General features: G+C 57.4%; 17 protein-coding genes and 4 tRNA genes. 16 read left to right on the top strand and 5 right to left on the bottom strand.

What is annotated here, in order from left to right; translation table 11 throughout:
* From MOQ06_RS00005 to MOQ06_RS00035, 7 genes are all read left to right on the top strand, one after another.
* On the top strand, nt 1-537 hold a 537-nt coding region (locus MOQ06_RS00005; protein WP_242169802.1), incomplete at its 5' end, for a WzyE family oligosaccharide polymerase.
* A gap of 12 nt (nt 538-549) precedes the next feature.
* Entirely contained in the window at nt 550-1290 is a 741-nt protein-coding gene (wecG, locus tag MOQ06_RS00010) for a lipopolysaccharide N-acetylmannosaminouronosyltransferase (protein WP_148421641.1), read from the top strand.
* A gap of 198 nt (nt 1291-1488) precedes the next feature.
* Complete coding sequence (locus tag MOQ06_RS00015; RefSeq protein WP_242169805.1) at nt 1489-2874, top strand: amino acid permease; 1386 nt, start codon at nt 1489-1491, stop codon at nt 2872-2874.
* 102 nt (nt 2875-2976) lie between these two features.
* Nucleotides 2977-3053: transfer RNA gene (locus MOQ06_RS00020), tRNA-Arg, on the top strand.
* 67 nt (nt 3054-3120) lie between these two features.
* Nucleotides 3121-3196: transfer RNA gene (locus MOQ06_RS00025), tRNA-His, on the top strand.
* 21 nt (nt 3197-3217) lie between these two features.
* Nucleotides 3218-3304: transfer RNA gene (locus tag MOQ06_RS00030), tRNA-Leu, on the top strand.
* A gap of 45 nt (nt 3305-3349) precedes the next feature.
* Nucleotides 3350-3426: transfer RNA gene (locus MOQ06_RS00035), tRNA-Pro, on the top strand.
* Between the two features lie 538 nt (nt 3427-3964).
* Here MOQ06_RS00035 and hemY read toward each other — a convergent pair.
* Genes hemY through hemC form a run of 4 tightly spaced genes read right to left on the bottom strand, consistent with a single transcriptional unit; the run spans nt 3965 to nt 8059 of the window.
* Nucleotides 3965-5164 (bottom strand): protoheme IX biogenesis protein HemY, encoded by a 1200-nt coding sequence (gene hemY, locus MOQ06_RS00040; RefSeq protein WP_148421690.1) that lies wholly within the window; start codon nt 5162-5164, stop codon nt 3965-3967.
* Between the two features lie 2 nt (nt 5165-5166).
* Nucleotides 5167-6360 carry a uroporphyrinogen-III C-methyltransferase gene (gene hemX, locus MOQ06_RS00045; protein ID WP_176609012.1) on the bottom strand — a complete coding sequence of 398 codons (1194 nt, stop codon included), beginning with the start codon at nt 6358-6360 and terminating at the stop codon, nt 5167-5169.
* 20 nt (nt 6361-6380) lie between these two features.
* The gene (gene hemD / locus MOQ06_RS00050) at nt 6381-7121 is read right to left on the bottom strand and encodes a uroporphyrinogen-III synthase (RefSeq protein WP_193355349.1); all 741 of its coding nucleotides are present in this window, start codon (nt 7119-7121) and stop codon (nt 6381-6383) included.
* Nucleotides 7118-8059, bottom strand: a complete 942-nt coding sequence (gene hemC, locus MOQ06_RS00055; RefSeq protein WP_242169809.1) for a hydroxymethylbilane synthase — start codon at nt 8057-8059, stop codon at nt 7118-7120. The genes hemD and hemC overlap by 4 nt, the downstream gene beginning before the upstream one ends.
* A gap of 350 nt (nt 8060-8409) precedes the next feature.
* Here hemC and cyaA point away from each other — a divergent pair, with 350 nt between their 5' ends.
* Nucleotides 8410-10953, top strand: a complete 2544-nt coding sequence (gene cyaA, locus MOQ06_RS00060; RefSeq protein ID WP_148421631.1) for a class I adenylate cyclase — start codon at nt 8410-8412, stop codon at nt 10951-10953.
* A 90-nt stretch (nt 10954-11043) separates the two neighbouring features.
* Here the strand turns inward: cyaA and cyaY are convergent, their stop codons facing one another.
* A complete protein-coding gene (gene cyaY, locus MOQ06_RS00065; protein WP_148421629.1) occupies nt 11044-11364 on the bottom strand; it encodes an iron donor protein CyaY in 321 nt (106 codons plus the stop codon).
* 135 nt (nt 11365-11499) lie between these two features.
* Here cyaY and MOQ06_RS00070 point away from each other — a divergent pair, with 135 nt between their 5' ends.
* The 8 genes from MOQ06_RS00070 to corA all read left to right on the top strand — a co-directional run bounded on the left by MOQ06_RS00070 (nt 11500) and on the right by corA (nt 18431).
* Nucleotides 11500-11703: a lipoprotein gene (locus MOQ06_RS00070; RefSeq protein ID WP_148421627.1), complete on the top strand. Its 204-nt coding sequence runs from the start codon at nt 11500-11502 to the stop codon at nt 11701-11703.
* A 35-nt stretch (nt 11704-11738) separates the two neighbouring features.
* Nucleotides 11739-12563 carry a diaminopimelate epimerase gene (dapF, locus tag MOQ06_RS00075; protein WP_148421689.1) on the top strand — a complete coding sequence of 275 codons (825 nt, stop codon included), beginning with the start codon at nt 11739-11741 and terminating at the stop codon, nt 12561-12563.
* Nucleotides 12560-13267, top strand: a complete 708-nt coding sequence (locus tag MOQ06_RS00080) for a DUF484 domain-containing protein (protein WP_242169814.1) — start codon at nt 12560-12562, stop codon at nt 13265-13267. Before dapF ends, MOQ06_RS00080 begins: the two co-directional genes overlap by 4 nt.
* Complete coding sequence (xerC, locus tag MOQ06_RS00085; protein WP_242169816.1) at nt 13264-14166, top strand: tyrosine recombinase XerC; 903 nt, start codon at nt 13264-13266, stop codon at nt 14164-14166. The genes MOQ06_RS00080 and xerC overlap by 4 nt, the downstream gene beginning before the upstream one ends.
* A complete protein-coding gene (gene yigB / locus MOQ06_RS00090) occupies nt 14166-14882 on the top strand; it encodes a 5-amino-6-(5-phospho-D-ribitylamino)uracil phosphatase YigB (protein WP_148421621.1) in 717 nt (238 codons plus the stop codon). Before xerC ends, yigB begins: the two co-directional genes overlap by 1 nt.
* Nucleotides 14883-14961: 79 nt before the next feature.
* Nucleotides 14962-17124 carry a DNA helicase II gene (gene uvrD, locus MOQ06_RS00095; protein ID WP_148421619.1) on the top strand — a complete coding sequence of 721 codons (2163 nt, stop codon included), beginning with the start codon at nt 14962-14964 and terminating at the stop codon, nt 17122-17124.
* Between the two features lie 149 nt (nt 17125-17273).
* Nucleotides 17274-17330 carry a YsgD/CorL family protein gene (ysgD, locus tag MOQ06_RS00100; protein WP_212743980.1) on the top strand — a complete coding sequence of 19 codons (57 nt, stop codon included), beginning with the start codon at nt 17274-17276 and terminating at the stop codon, nt 17328-17330.
* 150 nt (nt 17331-17480) lie between these two features.
* Entirely contained in the window at nt 17481-18431 is a 951-nt protein-coding gene (gene corA / locus MOQ06_RS00105) for a magnesium/cobalt transporter CorA (RefSeq protein ID WP_003860807.1), read from the top strand.
* The last annotated feature ends 44 nt before the right edge of the window (nt 18432-18475 follow it).

The raw sequence follows: 18475 nt of genomic DNA on the forward strand, positions 1-18475 counted from the left end.
GAAAACCTGGCGTTACTGCTGCAAAACTACGACAAGATCGAATTCCAGGGGCTGGCGCCGATTGCGCGCGATTTTTACGTCTTTATCCCGTCGTGGCTGTGGCCCGATCGCCCCGGTATTGTCCTCAACACGGCGAACTATTTCACCTGGGAAGTGCTGAACAACCATTCCGGTCTGGCGATTTCGCCAACCCTGATCGGCTCGCTGGTAGTGATGGGCGGTAACTGGTTTATCCTGCCTGGCGCGATCGCGGTAGGGCTGATAATAAAATGGTTCGACTGGCTGTACACGCTGGGCAATGAAGAGACCAACCGCTACAAAGCCGCTGTTTTGCACAGTTTCTGTTTCGGTGCCATTTTCAATATGATCGTTCTGGCGCGCGAGGGGCTAGATTCGTTCGTCTCACGCGTGGTGTTCTTTATGGTCGTTTTCGGCATCTGTCTGCTGCTGGCAAAACTCCTGTACTGGCTGTTTGAAAGTGCAGGGCTTGTGCACAGACGTGAGCCACAGGGCAGCACAACGCTGCCGCAAGTCTGAGTAGGGATTATCATGACGGATACAACTTCAGCACCGCGTTATGCGCTGCGTGGGCTACAGCTTATCGGCTGGCGTGATATGCAACATGCGCTGGATTTTCTGTTCGCGGACGGGCAGATGAAATCGGGCACGCTGGTGGCCATCAACGCAGAAAAAATGCTGGCGGTTGAGGACAATGCGGAAGTGAAAGGCCTGATTGAGGCCGCGGAGTTCAAATACGCAGACGGTATAAGCGTGGTGCGTTCAATCCGGAAAAAGTTTCCTGGCGCTAATGTTTCTCGCGTGGCGGGAGCCGATCTCTGGGAGCGGCTTATGGAGCGCGCAGGGGCTGAAGGCACGCCGGTGTTTCTGATAGGCGGTAAGCCCGAGGTGCTGGCGCAGACGGAACAAAAGCTGCGCAGCCAGTGGAACGTTAACATCGTGGGCAGCCAGGATGGCTACTTCAGGCCGGAAGACCGCCAGGCGCTCTTTGAGCGCGTGCGCGACAGCGGGGCGAAAATTGTCACCGTTGCCATGGGATCACCGCGCCAGGAGATCCTGATGCGTGATTGCCGTCTGGTCAGCCCGGATGCGCTTTATATGGGCGTTGGCGGCACCTACGACGTCTTTACCGGCCACGTTAAGCGTGCGCCAAAGGTCTGGCAAAACCTGGGGCTGGAGTGGCTGTACCGCCTGCTTTCCCAGCCGACGCGTATCAAACGGCAGATTCGTCTGCTGCGCTACCTCGCCTGGCACTACACCGGAAAAATGTAACCACAAGGCAGCGCGATCTGCTGTTCGCGCTGCAATGCCTCCCGCAAAACTGCTGAGTTTATGCGCAATGCATTCATTTTTTTAATGCATTGTTTGCCATTTGCCAGAATTTAAGAAACCATTCGCTCCGTATTTCAGTACCCCTCAAAAATAATAACCGGCAGTAAGTCGGGAAACAGCAAACACAACCGAGGATTTATGGCAGAGAAAAAACCGGAGCTTCAGCGTGGGCTGGAAGCTCGACATATTGAATTGATCGCGCTGGGCGGAACAATCGGCGTTGGCCTGTTTATGGGCTCGGCAAGCACGCTGAAGTGGGCGGGCCCTTCCGTCCTGCTGGCCTATATCATTGCCGGGCTGTTCGTCTTCTTCATCATGCGCTCCATGGGCGAAATGCTTTTCCTGGAGCCGGTGACGGGCTCTTTCGCCGTTTACGCCCACCGTTATATGAGCCCGTTTTTCGGCTATCTCACGGCCTGGTCGTACTGGTTTATGTGGATGGCCGTCGGCATTTCAGAGATCACCGCCATCGGGGTCTACGTGCAGTTCTGGTTCCCGGAGATGGCCCAGTGGATACCCGCGCTAATCGCCGTAGGGCTGGTAGCGCTGGCGAACCTTGCCGCCGTTCGTCTTTACGGCGAAATCGAGTTCTGGTTTGCGATGATCAAAGTCACCACTATCATCGTAATGATTGTCGTGGGCCTCGGCGTCATCTTCTTTGGCTTCGGTAACGGCGGGCACGCCATCGGTTTTGGTAACCTGACAGAGCACGGCGGCTTCTTTGCGGGCGGCTGGAAGGGCTTCCTGACGGCGCTCTGTATCGTGGTGGCATCCTATCAGGGCGTTGAGCTGATCGGCATTACCGCGGGTGAAGCGAAAAACCCACAGGTCACGCTGCGTAGCGCGGTTGGCAAGGTGCTGTGGCGTATCCTGATTTTCTACGTGGGTGCGATCTTCGTTATCGTCACCATATTCCCCTGGAACGAGATCGGCACTACCGGCAGCCCGTTTGTCTTAACCTTCGCTAAGATTGGCATCACGGCGGCAGCCGCCATTATCAACTTTGTGGTGCTGACGGCGGCGCTCTCGGGCTGTAACAGCGGGATGTACAGCTGCGGACGCATGCTTTACGCGCTCTCGCAGAACAAACAGCTGCCGGCAGCGATGGGCAAAGTCTCCCGCGTGGGGGTCCCCGTGGCGGGCGTGGCGGTGTCGATTGTGATCCTGCTGATTGGCTCTTGCCTGAACTACATCATCCCGAATCCGCAGCGCGTATTCGTGTATGTTTATAGCGCCAGCGTGCTGCCGGGAATGGTACCGTGGTTTGTTATTCTGATTAGCCAGCTGCGTTTTCGTCAGGCGCACAAACAGGCGATTGCCAGCCATCCGTTCCGCTCCATTCTGTTCCCGTATGCGAACTATTTAACGATGGCGTTCCTGATTTGCGTATTAATTGGAATGTACTTTAATGAAGATACCCGCATGTCGCTGTTTGTCGGGATGATCTTCCTGGCCGCCGTGACGGCTGCCTATAAGCTTTTTGGCCTGGGCCGCCGTGGCTCCGCCCAGGAAGTGGAGGAATAAGCGGCAAAATGTGCAAACCATAACCAAACGCGCATTTTTTTCAAAAAAGCACTAGACAGCGGGGACGGAGGTACGTAATATCCAGCCCCGCAACGGCGCTAAGCGCCCGTAGCTCAGCTGGATAGAGCGCTGCCCTCCGGAGGCAGAGGTCTCAGGTTCGAATCCTGTCGGGCGCGCCATTTTAGTCCCGGCGCTAGAGCTGCGGTGGTCTGAGAAGTAGTCAGAACCGCGTGAAAGAATACAGTGGTGGCTATAGCTCAGTTGGTAGAGCCCTGGATTGTGATTCCAGTTGTCGTGGGTTCGAATCCCATTAGCCACCCCATTATTGAAAGAGTTGTGAATTGCGAAGGTGGCGGAATTGGTAGACGCGCTAGCTTCAGGTGTTAGTGTTCTTACGGACGTGGGGGTTCAAGTCCCCCCCCTCGCACCACGACTTTTTAATGAATTGAACTAAAAATTCAAAAAAGCAGTACATCGGCGAGTAGCGCAGCTTGGTAGCGCAACTGGTTTGGGACCAGTGGGTCGGAGGTTCGAATCCTCTCTCGCCGACCAATTTTGAACCCCGCTTCGGCGGGGTTTTTTGTTTTCTGCGCTTTTACATCCTGTAGTCCTTCCCCGACAGCACCCTTTTTCATTGTCGCGATTCAGCGACATTTAACCTGTTAATATTAAAAGCTTTTTAATTTTATCGCTCTGGCTGTCTCCTGATGGCGACAAATTACCGCCTGCGGCGCTACGTTGTGCGGCTTCAGACGGCGCTTAACAGCATAATTTCCTTTAATCTTAAAATGTTGCGCGATGTAAAAGTTCTGCGTGTAAACCTGGCACATTACGTGCAATAATATACATGTAGATGCTCATTCCATCTCGTATGTTCGCCTTAGTGCCTCATATACTCAGGAATGACGCAGAGCCGTTTACGGTGCTTATCGTCCACTGACAGATGTCGCTTCGGCCTCATCAGACACCATGGGCATAACGTTGAGTGAAGCACCAAATATGTTGTCTTACAGACCTGTTTTAACGCCTGCTTTTATAGCAGGCGTTTTTTTATGCGTAAAAAAAGGAGGCCGTCTGGCCTCCTTGATAATTACTGCTGCGTTCCGTTGTTCTGTAGCGTTAGCAAAAGCCCATCGCGTCGCATGGCGGCGGCCTCTTCCGGCTTGTGCTGCTTGTCCAGCGAATCGGCAAGCCAGGCGTAATCAAACGCGTCCGGGCGCTGTTTCAGCGCCGCGCGGAAGGCGAGGCTCGCCTCCTGCCATTCGCCGTGCTTCATCAGGGACTGGCCCAGCGTGCTCCACAGCAGCGGACGGTCGCCGACGGTTTTAATCTGCTGGCGCAGCACTTTTTCGATCTGCTCAGGATTATTGGTCTTCAGGCGCGGGATCACCATCACCAGGCGATCGTCATACTGGCGCTTCAGGCCGTCGAGGAGGATCTCCTGCGCGGTGTCGTGGTCGTCACACTCGATCAGATGTTCCGCCATCGCTACCTGCAATGGAACCTGCTGGCGCGTTTTGCGGCTCTGGTTTTTCCACCAGGTTTTCAGCCCGTCGCTGCCGAGATCGGCACGCGCCTGATCCATCAGGCCAATCCAGGCCAGACGCTGAAGCTCATCACGATGTTCGTCATCGCCCACGTCGGCTTTCGCCATGGAAGGGATAATGTCCAGCAGCGAGCCCCAGGCACCGGTGCGAATGTACGCCTGTTCGGCTAGACGCAGCACTTCCGGATGGCGGGGGGTAATTTCCAGCAGGCGATCGACGCCGTGACGCGCCGCATGGTTCTCATTCCGCGCCAGCTGCAGGCGTACGCGGGTGATCTCAACCGGAATAGGATCCTTAGTAGAGAGCTCAGACGCACGCTCAAGATGCTGATTCGCGCGCGCTTCATCGCCGCGCTGCTGTGCCGCTTCCGCCGCCAGCAGGTAGTTCACCACCGGCTGTTCGGCGTGGTCGGCATTTTTCGACATCAGCTTTTCAACCTGCTGATAGTCGCCCTCGGCCAGCTTCAGCAGCGCCTGCTCGGTCTGTTTACGGGCGCGACGGCGCTTACGACCAACGAACCAGCCGCGGGTATGGGCCCCGGTGCGGAAAATACGGCGCAGGATCCATTCCACCGCCAGCAGCACGACAACGCCCAGGATGAGGATAATCACAAGCCCGGTAACGCTGGTTTCAATATTGTAGTTATCGGTCTGGATCAGCACATAGCCCTGGTGCCCGGCGAGCATTGGCCCCAGCACGATCCCGGCGATAAGCAGGATGAAGAGCAAGAATACTTTTAGCATCATTACTCTCCTTGCGGCGCGCTTTCAGGCGCTGGCGCGGCGGCAGGGGTTTCAGCCGGGCGCTCCGCCGGAACGCCCGGCTGGGCCAGCAGGTTACGCACGCGCGTCTGCATGATCTTCTCAAGAATCGGCTGGCTTTCCAGCCTGTCCGGCACGTTCATGGTGATATTTTGCTGGCTTAGCTTGTCGATATCCTCAAGGAACGCGGTAGTGGTGGCGTCATTGGTATCGTAATAAGCACGAACCCAGGTTGATACGTTATCCAGCGCCTGTTTGTAAGTCTCTTCCTGATGACGCGGTACGGCCTGAGCCGCCACCAGCAGGCGAGAGCGAATGTTTTCGCGCAGATAGACGTCCTGGTTCGGCGCTAACAGCGGCACGGCAGTTTCGTCGCGGCGGCGAATGGTAATAAAGCTGTCCATAAAGTTCTGCCAGCTTTTTTGCAGGTTAATACGCCACTCGCTCAGGGAGCTGGACAGCTCGGTACCGTCGGAATCCATCGGGGAGTCGTCGTCGTTATTATCGGCAAGCTGAAGGTTATCAATCTGGTTTGAGAGCTGATTCACCTTAAGAATGATGCCGTCGTAATCGACCTGAGACACCGCCGACAGGCTGGCGATATCTTCCGTAATGGCGCGACGCGCGCCGATCAGGCTTGGATCGTTCATGTCGGCCAGGCTTGCGTCGGCGCTTTTCAGCAGCGCGGCGGCGGTGGTGACATCCTGATCGCTCCAGAGCTTACGTCCGGCCAGCTTCACCAGAAAATCGGCCTGCGAGAGCAGCCAGGTTTTGGCATCGGTCCCGGAAATCGTGGCGACTTTTTCCTGCACTTCGCTCAGCTGTTTGGTCAACGCTTCACGCTTGCTGTTCGCGTCGGCGAGGGCGGCGGCCTGCTGCTTAATCACGCCTTCCAGCTCGGCCTTTTGCGTCTCCTGCGCTTTTTGCAGGGCCGTGATTTGGTTCACCAGCGCGTCGCTGGTGGCCGTCTGGTTCGTGCCCTGTTTTTTCACCAGCCCGTAAAGACCCACGCCTGCGGCCAGCGCAATCGCGATGGCAATAACGCTCAGCGTAAGGCTGGTTTTGTTGCTGCCGTTTTTCTTCTCAACGGTTTTGTCTGTCGTCTCTGGCTGTGACGTGGTGTCCACAGTCTCCCTGGTCTCTTCAACCACGGCGGAGGATTTTTCGTGTTCCGTCATTATGGCTTCCCATTTGAGAGTTATTGTAATGCGCGCAGCAGCGCATCGTTGTCGGCGTTATCAGCGATCCGAATATCCTGCCAGCCCAGTTCCCGGGCGTGGTTCGCCAGACGCTCGCTGACGACCAGAAGCCGACAGCGGAGTAACCAGTTTTCGCGATACCAGAGCGGTATCAGCGACCAAAGCTGTTGTAACATTTCACCGCTGGTGACGACCAGCGTATTAATTCCGCGCGCCTGCCAGCGCATCGCCTCTTCCGCACCATCATAGTGTTTTGCACAACGCTGATAGCACTCAACAAACGTCACGTCCGCACCGCGTTCCCGCAGCGTTTCGCCCAGCAGCTCGCGGCCACCGTTGCCGCGCAAAATGAGCGCGCGCTTTCCGGCAATAGTTTGTAATTCAGGTAATTGTAGCAAGACTTCGCTGATTTCCCGATCTAACGGGTAACGAACATCTATTCCGCTGGCGGTATGTAAGGCCAGCGCGGTGGTGCGCCCGATGGCGAAATAGTGCGGGGCCTGGGGCCAGTTAACGGCCTGCTGTTGCAGCTGCGCATGGGCAAACTCCACGGCATGCTGCGACAGGGCAAAGAGCAGATCTCCTTCGCGGAGGATATTCATCTGGTTCGTGAGCGTGGACAGCTCGCGACCGGGGGAGAATTCAATCAGCGGAAAACTCCAGGCCACCTGCCCCAGTGTGCGCAGACGGCTCACTAACTGCTCTCCTGCGGGAGAAGGGCGGGTGACAAGAATACTCATGCAGGGGGCTCTCCGTTATAGACCTCGGCCAGAATTTCACGTGCGCCGTTATTCAGCAGTTCTTCCGCCAGCGACACGCCAAGCTGCTCGGCATCCTGCGGCGTGCCGCGGCGTTCACCGCGCACCATCCGTGAACCGTCCGGCGCGCCGACCAGCGCACGCAGCCACAGTTCACCCTCAGTTAATTCAGCATAGCTGCCAATTGGCACCTGGCAGCCACCTTCAAGGCGAGTATTCATTGCGCGCTCGGCTTTTACGCGAACGGCGGTGTCGTCATGATTCAGCGGCGCGAGCAGTTCCTGAGTGCGCGCATCGTCCAGACGGCACTCAATGCCGACGGCACCCTGACCGACGGCGGGCAGCGACAGCTCGGGCGGCAGCGCCACGCGAATGCGCGACTCCAGCCCCAGGCGTTTCAGACCTGCAACCGCAAGGATAATGGCATCGTAGTCGCCGTTATTCAGCTTGCCAAGGCGCGTGCCGACGTTACCCCGCAGCGAACGAATCACCAGGTCAGGGCGACGTTCAGCCAGCTGACACTGGCGGCGTAAGCTTGACGTGCCGACCACGCTGCCTGCCGGCAACGCGTCAAGCGAATCGTAGCGATTGGAGACAAACGCATCACGCGGATCCTCGCGCTCGCAGATGGTCACCAGCCCCAGCCCTTCCGGGAACTCAACGGGCACATCCTTCATCGAATGCACGGCGATATCGGCGCGGTTCTCAAGCAATGCCAGTTCCAGCTCTTTGACAAACAGGCCCTTCCCACCGACCTTGGCCAGCGGCGTATCAAGAATGACATCGCCACGCGTAACCATAGGCACCAGCTCAACGCGTAATCCGGTGTGGCAGGCTTCCAGGCGCTGCTTAACATAATGTGCCTGCCAGAGCGCAAGAGGACTTTGGCGTGTGGCAATTCTCAAAACATTGTCTAACATGCTTGTTACCGTCATTATCAATCGCTAACCATCCTAACATTGTTGACACTCGGATGGCAGTTTTACGGTTGATGAAGAGTGAGAGGGACGGGCGGCGTTCTCGTCAGCCACAGCCGTATTCAGGAATTTACACGTGCAGAACGGTGCTACACTTGTATGTAGCGCATCTTTCTTTACGGTCAACCGGCAAGGTGTTAAATTGATCACGTTTTAGACCATTTTTTCGTCTGTACCACCAGAAAAGCAAAAGGCGAAAGAAGGGTAACGGTTATCTTTTTGAAATACTGCGGGTCCGCTGCTTTTTCTGTTTTGACTGGCGTGCGACACCCGGAAACATCAGGCGATACGTCTTGTACCTCTATATTGAGACTCTGAAACAGAGACTGGATGCCATCAACCAACTGCGTGTCGATCGCGCGCTTGCTGCCATGGGCCCTGCTTTCCAGCAGGTATACAGTCTACTGCCGACATTGTTGCACTATCACCATCCGCTAATGCCGGGTTACCTCGATGGTAACGTTCCCCAGGGCATTTGCCTCTTCACGCCTGATGAAACCCAACAGCATTACCTGACTGAACTTGAACTTTACCGCGGCATGCCGCCGCAGGTCTCGCCGAAAGGTGAGCTGCCGATCACCGGGGTTTACTCCATGGGCAGTACGTCCTCGGTTGGGCAAAGCTGTTCGTCTGACCTGGATATTTGGGTCTGCCATCAGTCATGGCTCGATAACGAAGAGCGCCAGCTGCTGCAGCGTAAATGCAGCCTGCTGGAGAGCTGGGCGGCGTCGCTCGGCGTGGAAGTGAGCTTCTTCCTCATTGATGAAAACCGTTTCCGCCATAATGAAAGCGGCAGTCTGGGTGGTGAAGACTGCGGCTCGACTCAGCACATCCTGCTGCTGGATGAATTTTACCGTACTGCCGTTCGTCTGGCCGGGAAGCGTATTCTGTGGAATATGGTGCCGTGCGATGAAGAAGAGCATTACGACGACTACGTTATGTCGCTCTACTCGCAGGGCGTCCTGACGCCAAACGAGTGGCTGGATCTGGGCGGCCTTAGCTCCCTGTCCGCCGAAGAGTACTTTGGCGCAAGCCTCTGGCAGCTCTATAAAAGTATTGATTCGCCGTACAAAGCGGTGCTGAAAACCCTGCTGCTGGAAGCCTATTCCTGGGAATACCCAACGCCGCGCCTGCTGGCGAAAGATATCAAGCAGCGTCTGCACGACGGAGAGATTGTCTCCTACGGGCTTGATGCCTACTGCATGATGCTGGAACGCGTTACCGAATACCTGACGGCCATTGATGACACCACGCGTCTTGACCTGGTGCGCCGGTGTTTCTACCTCAAAGTCTGTGAAAAACTGAGCCGCGAGCGCGCCTGCGTTGGCTGGCGTCGTGAAGTGGTGAGCCAGCTGGTAAAAGAGTGGGGATGGGACGAAGAGCGTCTCTCTATGCTCGACAACCGCGCCAACTGGAAGATCGATCAGGTGCGTGAAGCGCACAACGAATTGCTCGATGCGATGATGCAGAGCTACCGTAACCTGATCCGCTTTGCTCGCCGAAACAACCTGAGCGTTTCCGCCAGCCCGCAGGATATCGGGGTGTTGACCCGTAAGCTGTACGCCGCGTTTGAAGCGCTGCCGGGCAAAGTTACCCTGGTGAACCCGCAGATTTCGCCTGACCTGTCTGAGCCGAATCTGACCTTTATCTACGTGCCGCCGGGCCGCGCTAACCGCACCGGATGGTATCTGTACAACCGTGCGCCAAGCATGGACTCGATCATCAGCCATCAGCCGCTGGAGTATAACCGCTACCTGAACAAGCTGGTGGCCTGGGCCTGGTTTAACGGCCTGCTGACCTCGCGCACCCGCCTGTTTATCAAAGGCAACGAGGTGGTCGATTTAGCCAAATTGCAGGAGATGGTGGCGGATGTCTCCCACCACTTCCCGCTGCGCCTGCCGGCGCCAACGCCGAAAGCGCTCTATAGCCCATGCGAGATTCGCCACCTGGCGATCATCGTCAACCTGGAATATGACCCGACGGCGGCCTTCCGCAATCAGGTGGTCCATTTCGACTTCCGCAAGCTGGACGTCTTTAGCTTCGGCGAGCAGCAAAACTGCCTGGTGGGTAGCGTGGATCTGCTGTACCGCAACTCGTGGAACGAAGTGCGTACCCTGCACTTCAACGGCGAGCAGGCGATGATCGAAGCGCTGAAAACCATCCTCGGCAAGATGCATCAGGACGCCGCGCCGCCGGACAGCGTGGAAGTGTTCTGCTACAGCCAGCACCTGCGCGGCCTGATTCGTACCCGCGTACAGCAGCTGGTTTCAGAGTGCATCGAGCTGCGCCTCTCCAGCACCCGTCAGGAAACCGGGCGTTTCAAAGCGCTGCGCGTCTCCGGTCAGACCTGGGGCCTGTTCTTTGAACGTCTGAACGTGTCGGTGCAGAAGCTGGAAAACGCCATTGAGTTCTACGGCGCGATTTCGCACAACAAGCTGCATGGCTTGTCCGTTCAGGTGGAAACCAACCACGTCAAGCTGCCGCAGGTGGTGGACGGCTTTGCGAGTGAAGGGATTATTCAGTTCTTCTTCGAAGAGTCGGGCGACAACGCCGGGTTTAACATCTACATCCTGGATGAAACCAACCGCGCCGAGGTGTATCACCACTGTGAAGGCAGCAAAGAGGAGCTGGTGCGCGACGTCAGCCGCTTCTATTCGTCCTCGCACGACCGCTTCACCTACGGCTCAAGCTTCATCAACTTCAACCTGCCGCAGTTCTACCAGATTGTGAACGTCGACGGGCGCGCGCAGGTTATCCCGTTCCGTACGCAGGCGATTACGCCCGCCGTGCCTGCTAATCAGGATACCGCACCGCTGTTGCAGCAGTATTTCTCCTGAGTCTTTTAGCCGGGTGGCGCTTGCGCTTACCCGTCCTGCGGTTCGAGCCGTTGCAGGCCCGGTGCATAGCCGCCACCGGGCAGCAAAAAACTACCTGAAACTCACGTCCTCGCCCGCCTGCGCCGTCGCTGCCTGCTCCAGCAGATCCCAGAACGTTTCGCCGCTGCGGTCGCAAATCCACTCGTCACCTTTCAGATCAAAGTGATAGCCGCCCTGTTTGGCCGCCAGCCATACCTGGTGAAGCGGCTCCTGGCGGTTAATAATGATTTTACTGCCGTTTTCAAAACTCAGGGTCAGGATCCCGCCGTTGATTTCACAATCGATATCGCTGTCGCCGTCCCAGTCGTCCAGACGCTCTTCGATGGTCATCCACAGGGTGTCGGCGAGGCGATGAAATTCACTGTCGTTCATGGTGTTGTTCCTGTTTTTCGTGATGGCGGCAGTATAACGCTAAATAATTCCCGTTGCAGGAAAGCGGCAAACTCTTGCTTTTGTGTCTTCTCCTGCGATGATAGAAACAGATTTGAACTTACGGGCAACCTCTACATGAAAAACGTTTTTCGAACGCTTGCCGTTCTTGTCACTCTGTTTAGCCTGACCGGCTGTGGACTGAAAGGGCCACTGTACTTCCCGCCAGAGGATAAAAACGCACCACCGCCGACGAAACCGGTGCAAAGTGGTATCGAGTCATCAACGCCGAATACTAACGATCGCGGCAACAACGGTGGCCCGACTCAGGTCAATCTCTGACGATTACGTTCTGTACCCGCGCAATGGAGCAAATGATGCAGTTCTCTAAGATGCATGGCCTTGGCAACGATTTTATGGTCGTCGACGCGGTAACGCAGAATGTTTTTTTCTCCCCGGAGCTGATCCGTCGTCTGGCGGATCGACACGTGGGGGTGGGGTTTGATCAGCTGCTGGTGGTGGAACCTCCTTACGATCCTGACCTGGACTTCCACTATCGCATTTTTAACGCCGACGGCAGTGAAGTCTCCCAGTGCGGCAACGGCGCGCGCTGTTTTGCCCGCTTTGTTCGCCTGAAAGGGCTGACCAACAAGCGCGATATCCGCGTCAGCACGGCCAATGGCCGGATGGTGCTCAGCGTCACTGACGACGAGCTGGTGCGCGTGAACATGGGCGAGCCGAACTTCGAACCGTCTGCCGTGCCGTTTCGCGCCAACAAAGCGGAAAAGACCTATATCATGCGTGCCGCCGAGCAGACAGTATTGTGCGGCGTCGTCTCGATGGGTAACCCGCACTGCGTAATTCAGGTGGATGATGTTGCCACCGCCGCGGTTGAAACGCTTGGCCCGGTGCTGGAAGGCCATGAACGCTTCCCTGAGCGGGCGAACATCGGCTTCATGCAGGTGGTGAAGCGTGAACACATTCGCCTGCGGGTTTACGAGCGCGGCGCGGGTGAAACCCAGGCCTGCGGAAGCGGTGCCTGTGCGGCCGTGGCTGTTGGTATCTCCCAGGGGTTACTGGCGGAAGAGGTTCGCGTGGAATTGCCAGGCGGGCGGCTTGATATCGCCTGGAAAGGACCGGGTCATCCACTGTACATGACTGGCCCGGCGACACATGTTTATGACGGGTTTATCCATCTATGAAGCAACCAGGGGAAGAACTGCAGGAACCCGTAACGGAGCTGGACGACAGCACTGTTGTGGATTACCTGCTGAACAATCCTGAGTTTTTTATCCGCAATGCACGCGTCGTCGAACGGATGCGCGTGCCGCATCCGGTTCGCGAGACCGTGTCGCTGGTCGAATGGCACATGGCGCGCTCGCGCAACCACATCAGCCAGCTCGAAGAGAACATGACGCTGCTGATGGAGCAGGCCAGCACTAACGAAAGCCTGTTCTACCGCCTTCTGCACCTGCAGGCGCGCCTGGCTTCTGCGCATAGCCTCGAAGAGTTCCTCAACCGCTTCCACCGCTGGGCGCGCGAGCTGGGGCTGGCAGGCGCAACTATCCGCCTGTTCCCTGACCGCTGGCGTATTGGCGCGCCGTCCGGTTTTACCCACCTGGCGCTGAGCCGTCAGGCGTTTGAGCCGCTGCGCATTCAGCGTCTGGGCCACGAGCACCATTATCTGGGGCCGCTGAACGGGCCAGAGCTGCTGGTGGTGCTGCCTGAAGCTAAAGCCATCGGCTCGGTGGCGATGTCGCTGATGGGGCGCGACGGCGATCTGGGGGTGATGTTATTTACCAGCCGCGACGCGCATCACTATGAGCAGGGGCAAGGCACGCAGCTGTTGCAGGAGGTAGCACTGATGCTGCCCGAGCTGCTGGAGCGCTGGATCGAGCGCGTATGATGGACGATCTCCTCGCCGCTGACGTCACGCGCTTTCTGCGTTACCTGAGCGTGGAACGTCAGCTCAGCCCCGTCACGCTGCTGAACTATCGGCGCCAGCTTGAAGCCATCATGCAGATTGCCGGCGACATCGGCCTTAAAAGCTGGCAGCAGTGCGACGCCGCGATGGTACGCGGCTTCGTCGTGCGTAGCCGTAAAAAAAACTTAAGCCCGGCGAGCCTGGCGCTCCGGCTCTCTGCGCTGCGCAGCTTCTTCGACTGGCTGGTCAGCCAGGGCAGCCTGAAAGCCAACCCGGCAAAGGGTATTGCCACGCCAAAGGCTCCGCGCCATCTGCCTAAAAATATCGACGTTGACGACGTAAACCGCCTGCTGGATATCGATCTTAACGATCCGCTGGCCGTGCGCGACCGCGCGATGCTGGAAGTGATGTACGGGGCCGGGCTGCGTCTGTCAGAGCTGGTCAATCTCGACATAAAACACCTCGATCTGGAAACGGGTGAAGTTTGGGTAATGGGCAAGGGCAGCAAAGAGCGCCGCCTGCCGATTGGCCGCAACGCCGTCTCGTGGATCGAGCACTGGCTGGATCTGCGCGGGCTGTTTGGCGCGGAAGACGATGCGCTGTTCTTATCGAAGCTCGGCAAGCGGATCTCGGCGCGTAACGTGCAGAAGCGCTTTGCGGAGTGGGGGATCAAACAGGGGCTGAACAGCCACGTTCACCCGCACAAGCTGCGCCACTCCTTTGCGACGCACATGCTGGAATCGAGCGGCGACCTGCGCGGCGTGCAGGAACTTCTTGGTCACGCGAATCTGTCGACCACTCAAATCTATACCCACTTAGACTTCCAACACCTTGCCTCGGTGTATGACGCGGCGCATCCACGCGCCAAACGGGGGAAATAATGCGTTTTTACCGCCCACTCGGCCAGATCTCAGCCCTGACGTTTGATCTTGATGACACCCTTTACGACAACCGCCCGGTGATCGTGCGCACCGAGCAGGAGTCGCTGGCGTTTGTGCAGAACTATCATCCTGCGCTGAAAGCGATGCAGAACAAAGACTTCCAGCTGCTGCGCCAGTCCCTGCGGGAAACCGAACCGGAGATTTACCACGACGTAACCGAATGGCGTCGTCGTGCGGTTGAGCAGGCAATGCTCAACGCGGGCCTGAGCGCGCAGGAAGCGGCCGTGGGTGCCGAAGCGGCCATGGAAAACTTCGCCAGATGGCGTAGCCGCATCGACGTGCCCCAGGAAACCCACGACACGCTGGCTAAACTGGCCGCGAAATGGCCGCTGGTGGCAATAACAAACGGCAATGCCCAGCCAGAACTGTTTGGCCTGGGGAATTATTTTCAGTTCGTGCTGCGCGCGGGCCCGCACGGACGCTCGAAGCCGTTCAACGATATGTATCATCTGGCGGCGGAAAAGCTGGGCTTGCCGCTCGGTGAAATTCTGCACGTGGGCGATGACCTGACCACGGACGTTGCCGGGGCGATCCGCTGCGGCATGCAGGCCTGCTGGATCAAGCCGGAAAACGCCGACCTGATGACCACTTCCGACAGCCGTCTTCTGCCGCACGTGGAAATTTCACGGTTGGCATCCCTCACGACGCTGATATAATCATCAATTGTTCTGTATAAATTAACAGGGTTTTGGCGAGTGGAAACATTCGCCTGCCCGACATGACGTGACGGTGCCAATGGACGTTTCTTACCTGCTCGACAGCCTTAATGACAAACAGCGTGACGCGGTTGCCGCCTCGCGTACAAACCTGCTGGTACTGGCTGGAGCGGGCAGTGGTAAGACGCGCGTGCTGGTTCACCGTATCGCCTGGCTCCAGAGCGTGGAGAACTGTTCGCCGTACTCCATCATGGCGGTGACGTTTACCAACAAGGCGGCAGCAGAGATGCGCCACCGTATCGCACAGCTGATGGGCACCAGCCAGGGCGGCATGTGGGTTGGCACCTTCCACGGCCTGGCGCACCGTCTGCTGCGCGCGCACCACATGGACGCCAACCTGCCGCAGGATTTCCAGATCCTCGACAGTGAAGACCAGCTTCGCCTGCTTAAACGCCTGATTAAGGCGATGAACCTCGACGAGAAGCAGTGGCCGCCGCGTCAGGCGATGTGGTACATCAACGGTCAGAAAGACGAGGGGCTGCGCCCGCACCACATTCAGAGCTTCGGCAATCCGGTCGAGCAGACCTGGCAGAACGTGTACAAGGCCTATCAGGAAGCGTGCGACCGCGCCGGCCTGGTCGATTTTGCCGAGCTGCTGCTGCGCGCCCACGAGCTGTGGCTGAATAAGCCGCATATCCTGCAACATTACCGCGAGCGCTTCACCAACATCCTGGTGGACGAATTCCAGGATACCAACAACATCCAGTACGCCTGGATCCGCCTGCTGGCGGGGGATACCGGCAAGGTGATGATCGTAGGGGATGATGACCAGTCTATCTACGGCTGGCGCGGGGCGCAGGTAGAGAACATCCAGCGCTTCCTCAACGATTTCCCCGGCGCGCAAACCATCCGACTGGAGCAGAACTATCGTTCAACCAGCAACATTCTGAGCGCGGCCAACGCCCTGATTGAAAACAATAACGGGCGTCTGGGTAAAAAGCTGTGGACCGACGGCGTCGACGGCGAACCTATTTCGATTTACTGCGCCTTCAACGAGCTCGACGAAGCGCGCTTCGTGGTGAACCGCATCAAAACCTGGCAGGACAACGGCGGCGCGCTGGAGCAGTGTGCCATTCTCTATCGCAGCAACGCCCAGTCGCGCGTGCTGGAAGAGGCGCTGTTACAGGTGAGCATGCCGTACCGTATTTATGGCGGCATGCGCTTCTTCGAACGTCAGGAAATCAAAGATGCCCTTTCGTATCTGCGCCTGATTGCCAACCGTAACGACGATGCGGCGTTTGAGCGCGTGGTAAACACGCCGACGCGCGGCATCGGTGACCGTACGCTGGACGTGGTGCGCCAGGCCTCGCGCGATCGCCAGCTTACGCTCTGGCAGGCGTGCCGCGAGCTGTTACAGGAAAAAGCCCTCGCCGGGCGCGCCGCGAGCGCGCTGCAGCGCTTCCTGGAGCTAATTGACGCGCTGGCGCAGGAAACTGCCGACATGCCGCTGCACGTGCAGACTGACCGGGTAATCAAAGACTCCGGCCTGCGCACCATGTACGAGCAGGAAAAAGGCGAGAAGGGCCAGACCCGTATTGAGAACTTAGAGGAACTGGTGACGGCAACGCGCCAGTTCAGCTACAACGAAGAAGATGAAGACCTGATGCCGTTGCAGGCATTCCTCTCTCACGCCGCGCTTGAGGCGGGTGAAGGGCAGGCCGATACCTGGCAGGATGCGGTTCAGCTGATGACCCTGCACTCCGCGAAAGGTCTGGAGTTCCCGCAGGTGTTTATCGTCGGGATGGAAGAAGGCATGTTCCCGAGCCAGATGTCGCTGGATGAGGGCGGACGGCTGGAAGAGGAGCGTCGTCTGGCCTACGTGGGCGTGACCCGTGCGATGCAGAAACTGACGCTGACCTACGCCGAAACCCGCCGTCTGTACGGGAAAGAGGTGTATCACCGTCCGTCGCGCTTTATCGGCGAGCTGCCGGAAGAGTGCGTGGAAGAGGTGCGTCTGCGCGCCAGCATCAGCCGTCCGGTCAGCCATCAGCGTATGGGGTCGCCAATCTCTGAAACCGACACCGGCTACAAGCTGGGCCAGCGCGTTCGCCATTCGAAGTTTGGTGAAGGAACCATCGTGAACCTGGAAGGCAGCGGCGAGCACAGCCGTTTGCAGGTCGCGTTCCAGGGGCAGGGGATCAAATGGCTGGTAGCGGCCTATGCTAAGCTGGAAAGTGTGTAACTTTCAGAAAAATATCACTATTTTGTAATAATCTGCTAGCCTTATACGTTGAAGGTCAATTAATGCCCTTCAGCGTTTCGTTGCGTGTTGACGCCACAGTTATTGCTGGCGTAACATGCGCGCACGATTACGCTAAGAGGACATTCGCCTTGGACACACCCAGTAGATACTGGCTCAATTCCCTGTCATCCAGGAACAACTCCTAAGGCTATCTCCTCTTGCTGATGGCCTTAGTGGTTGTCAGCGACTGCATCATTCCCGTCGCGCTGAGTCAGGCTGTTTAATGGTCTGAAACCCAATTTGTTTCTGTGTGCCCACCGAACTGTCCGATATTTTTTGCATTGGGAGTCCCGGTCATGTTGAGCGCATTTCAACTCGAAAATAACCGACTGACTCGGCTTGAAGCCGAAGAGTCACAGCCCCTCATTGATGCCGTATGGGTGGATCTGGTCGAGCCGGACGACGATGAACGCCTTCGCGTACAATCTGAACTGGGGCAAAGCCTGGCGACACGCCCGGAACTGGAAGACATCGAAGCATCCGCCCGTTTTTTTGAAGACGAAGACGGCCTGCACATTCACTCCTTCTTCTTCTTTGAAGATGCCGAAGACCACGCGGGGAACTCCACCGTGGCGTTCACCATCCGTGATGGCCGCCTGTTTACCCTGCGCGAGCGCGAACTGCCTGCGTTTCGTCTCTACCGCATGCGCGCCCGTAGCCAGGCGATGATGGACGGTAACGCCTACGAGCTGCTGCTGGACCTGTTTGAAACCAAAATCGAACAGCTGGCGGATGAAATTGAAAACATCTACAGCGATCTGGAAAAGCTGAGTCGGGTGATCATGGAAGGCCATCAGGGCGATGAGTACGACGAAGCGTTGTCCACGCTGGCGGAGCTGGAAGATATCGGCTGGAAGGTGCGCCTGTGTCTGATGGATACCCAGCGCGCGCTGAACTTCCTGGTGCGCAAGGCGCGTCTGCCGGGCGGCCAGCTGGAGCAGGCGCGTGAGATCTTACGCGATATCGAATCCCTGCTGCCGCACAACGAATCCCTGTTCCAGAAGGTGAACTTCCTGATGCAGGCGGCGATGGGCTTTATCAACATCGAGCAGAACCGCATTATCAAGATCTTCTCGGTGGTATCCGTGGTGTTCCTGCCGCCGACGCTGGTGGCATCCAGCTATGGGATGAACTTTGAGTTTATGCCGGAGCTGAAGTGGAGCTTTGGCTACCCGGGGGCGATTATCTTTATGATCCTCGCGGGGTTGGCGCCGTATCTGTACTTCAAGCGGAAGAACTGGCTGTAAGATCCAGGCGAACTCCCTCTCCCGGTGGGAGAGGGTTAGGGTGA

The sequence above is a fragment of the Enterobacter sp. I4 genome (genome assembly GCF_022669095.1).
Lineage (GTDB): Bacteria > Pseudomonadota > Gammaproteobacteria > Enterobacterales > Enterobacteriaceae > Enterobacter > Enterobacter pasteurii.

Excerpts from the sequence above, each read along its gene's own strand:
- wecG (WP_148421641.1), top strand. The coding sequence starts at position 550 with ATGACGGATACAACTTCAGCACCGCGTTATGCGCTGCGTGGGCTACAG.
- MOQ06_RS00015 (WP_242169805.1), top strand. The coding sequence starts at position 1,489 with ATGGCAGAGAAAAAACCGGAGCTTCAGCGTGGGCTGGAAGCTCGACAT.
- hemY (WP_148421690.1), bottom strand. The coding sequence starts at position 5,164 with ATGCTAAAAGTATTCTTGCTCTTCATCCTGCTTATCGCCGGGATCGTG.
- hemX (WP_176609012.1), bottom strand. The coding sequence starts at position 6,360 with ATGACGGAACACGAAAAATCCTCCGCCGTGGTTGAAGAGACCAGGGAG.
- hemD (WP_193355349.1), bottom strand. The coding sequence starts at position 7,121 with ATGAGTATTCTTGTCACCCGCCCTTCTCCCGCAGGAGAGCAGTTAGTG.
- hemC (WP_242169809.1), bottom strand. The coding sequence starts at position 8,059 with ATGTTAGACAATGTTTTGAGAATTGCCACACGCCAAAGTCCTCTTGCG.
- cyaY (WP_148421629.1), bottom strand. The coding sequence starts at position 11,364 with ATGAACGACAGTGAATTTCATCGCCTCGCCGACACCCTGTGGATGACC.
- MOQ06_RS00070 (WP_148421627.1), top strand. The coding sequence starts at position 11,500 with ATGAAAAACGTTTTTCGAACGCTTGCCGTTCTTGTCACTCTGTTTAGC.
- dapF (WP_148421689.1), top strand. The coding sequence starts at position 11,739 with ATGCAGTTCTCTAAGATGCATGGCCTTGGCAACGATTTTATGGTCGTC.
- MOQ06_RS00080 (WP_242169814.1), top strand. The coding sequence starts at position 12,560 with ATGAAGCAACCAGGGGAAGAACTGCAGGAACCCGTAACGGAGCTGGAC.
- xerC (WP_242169816.1), top strand. The coding sequence starts at position 13,264 with ATGATGGACGATCTCCTCGCCGCTGACGTCACGCGCTTTCTGCGTTAC.
- yigB (WP_148421621.1), top strand. The coding sequence starts at position 14,166 with ATGCGTTTTTACCGCCCACTCGGCCAGATCTCAGCCCTGACGTTTGAT.
- uvrD (WP_148421619.1), top strand. The coding sequence starts at position 14,962 with ATGGACGTTTCTTACCTGCTCGACAGCCTTAATGACAAACAGCGTGAC.
- corA (WP_003860807.1), top strand. The coding sequence starts at position 17,481 with ATGTTGAGCGCATTTCAACTCGAAAATAACCGACTGACTCGGCTTGAA.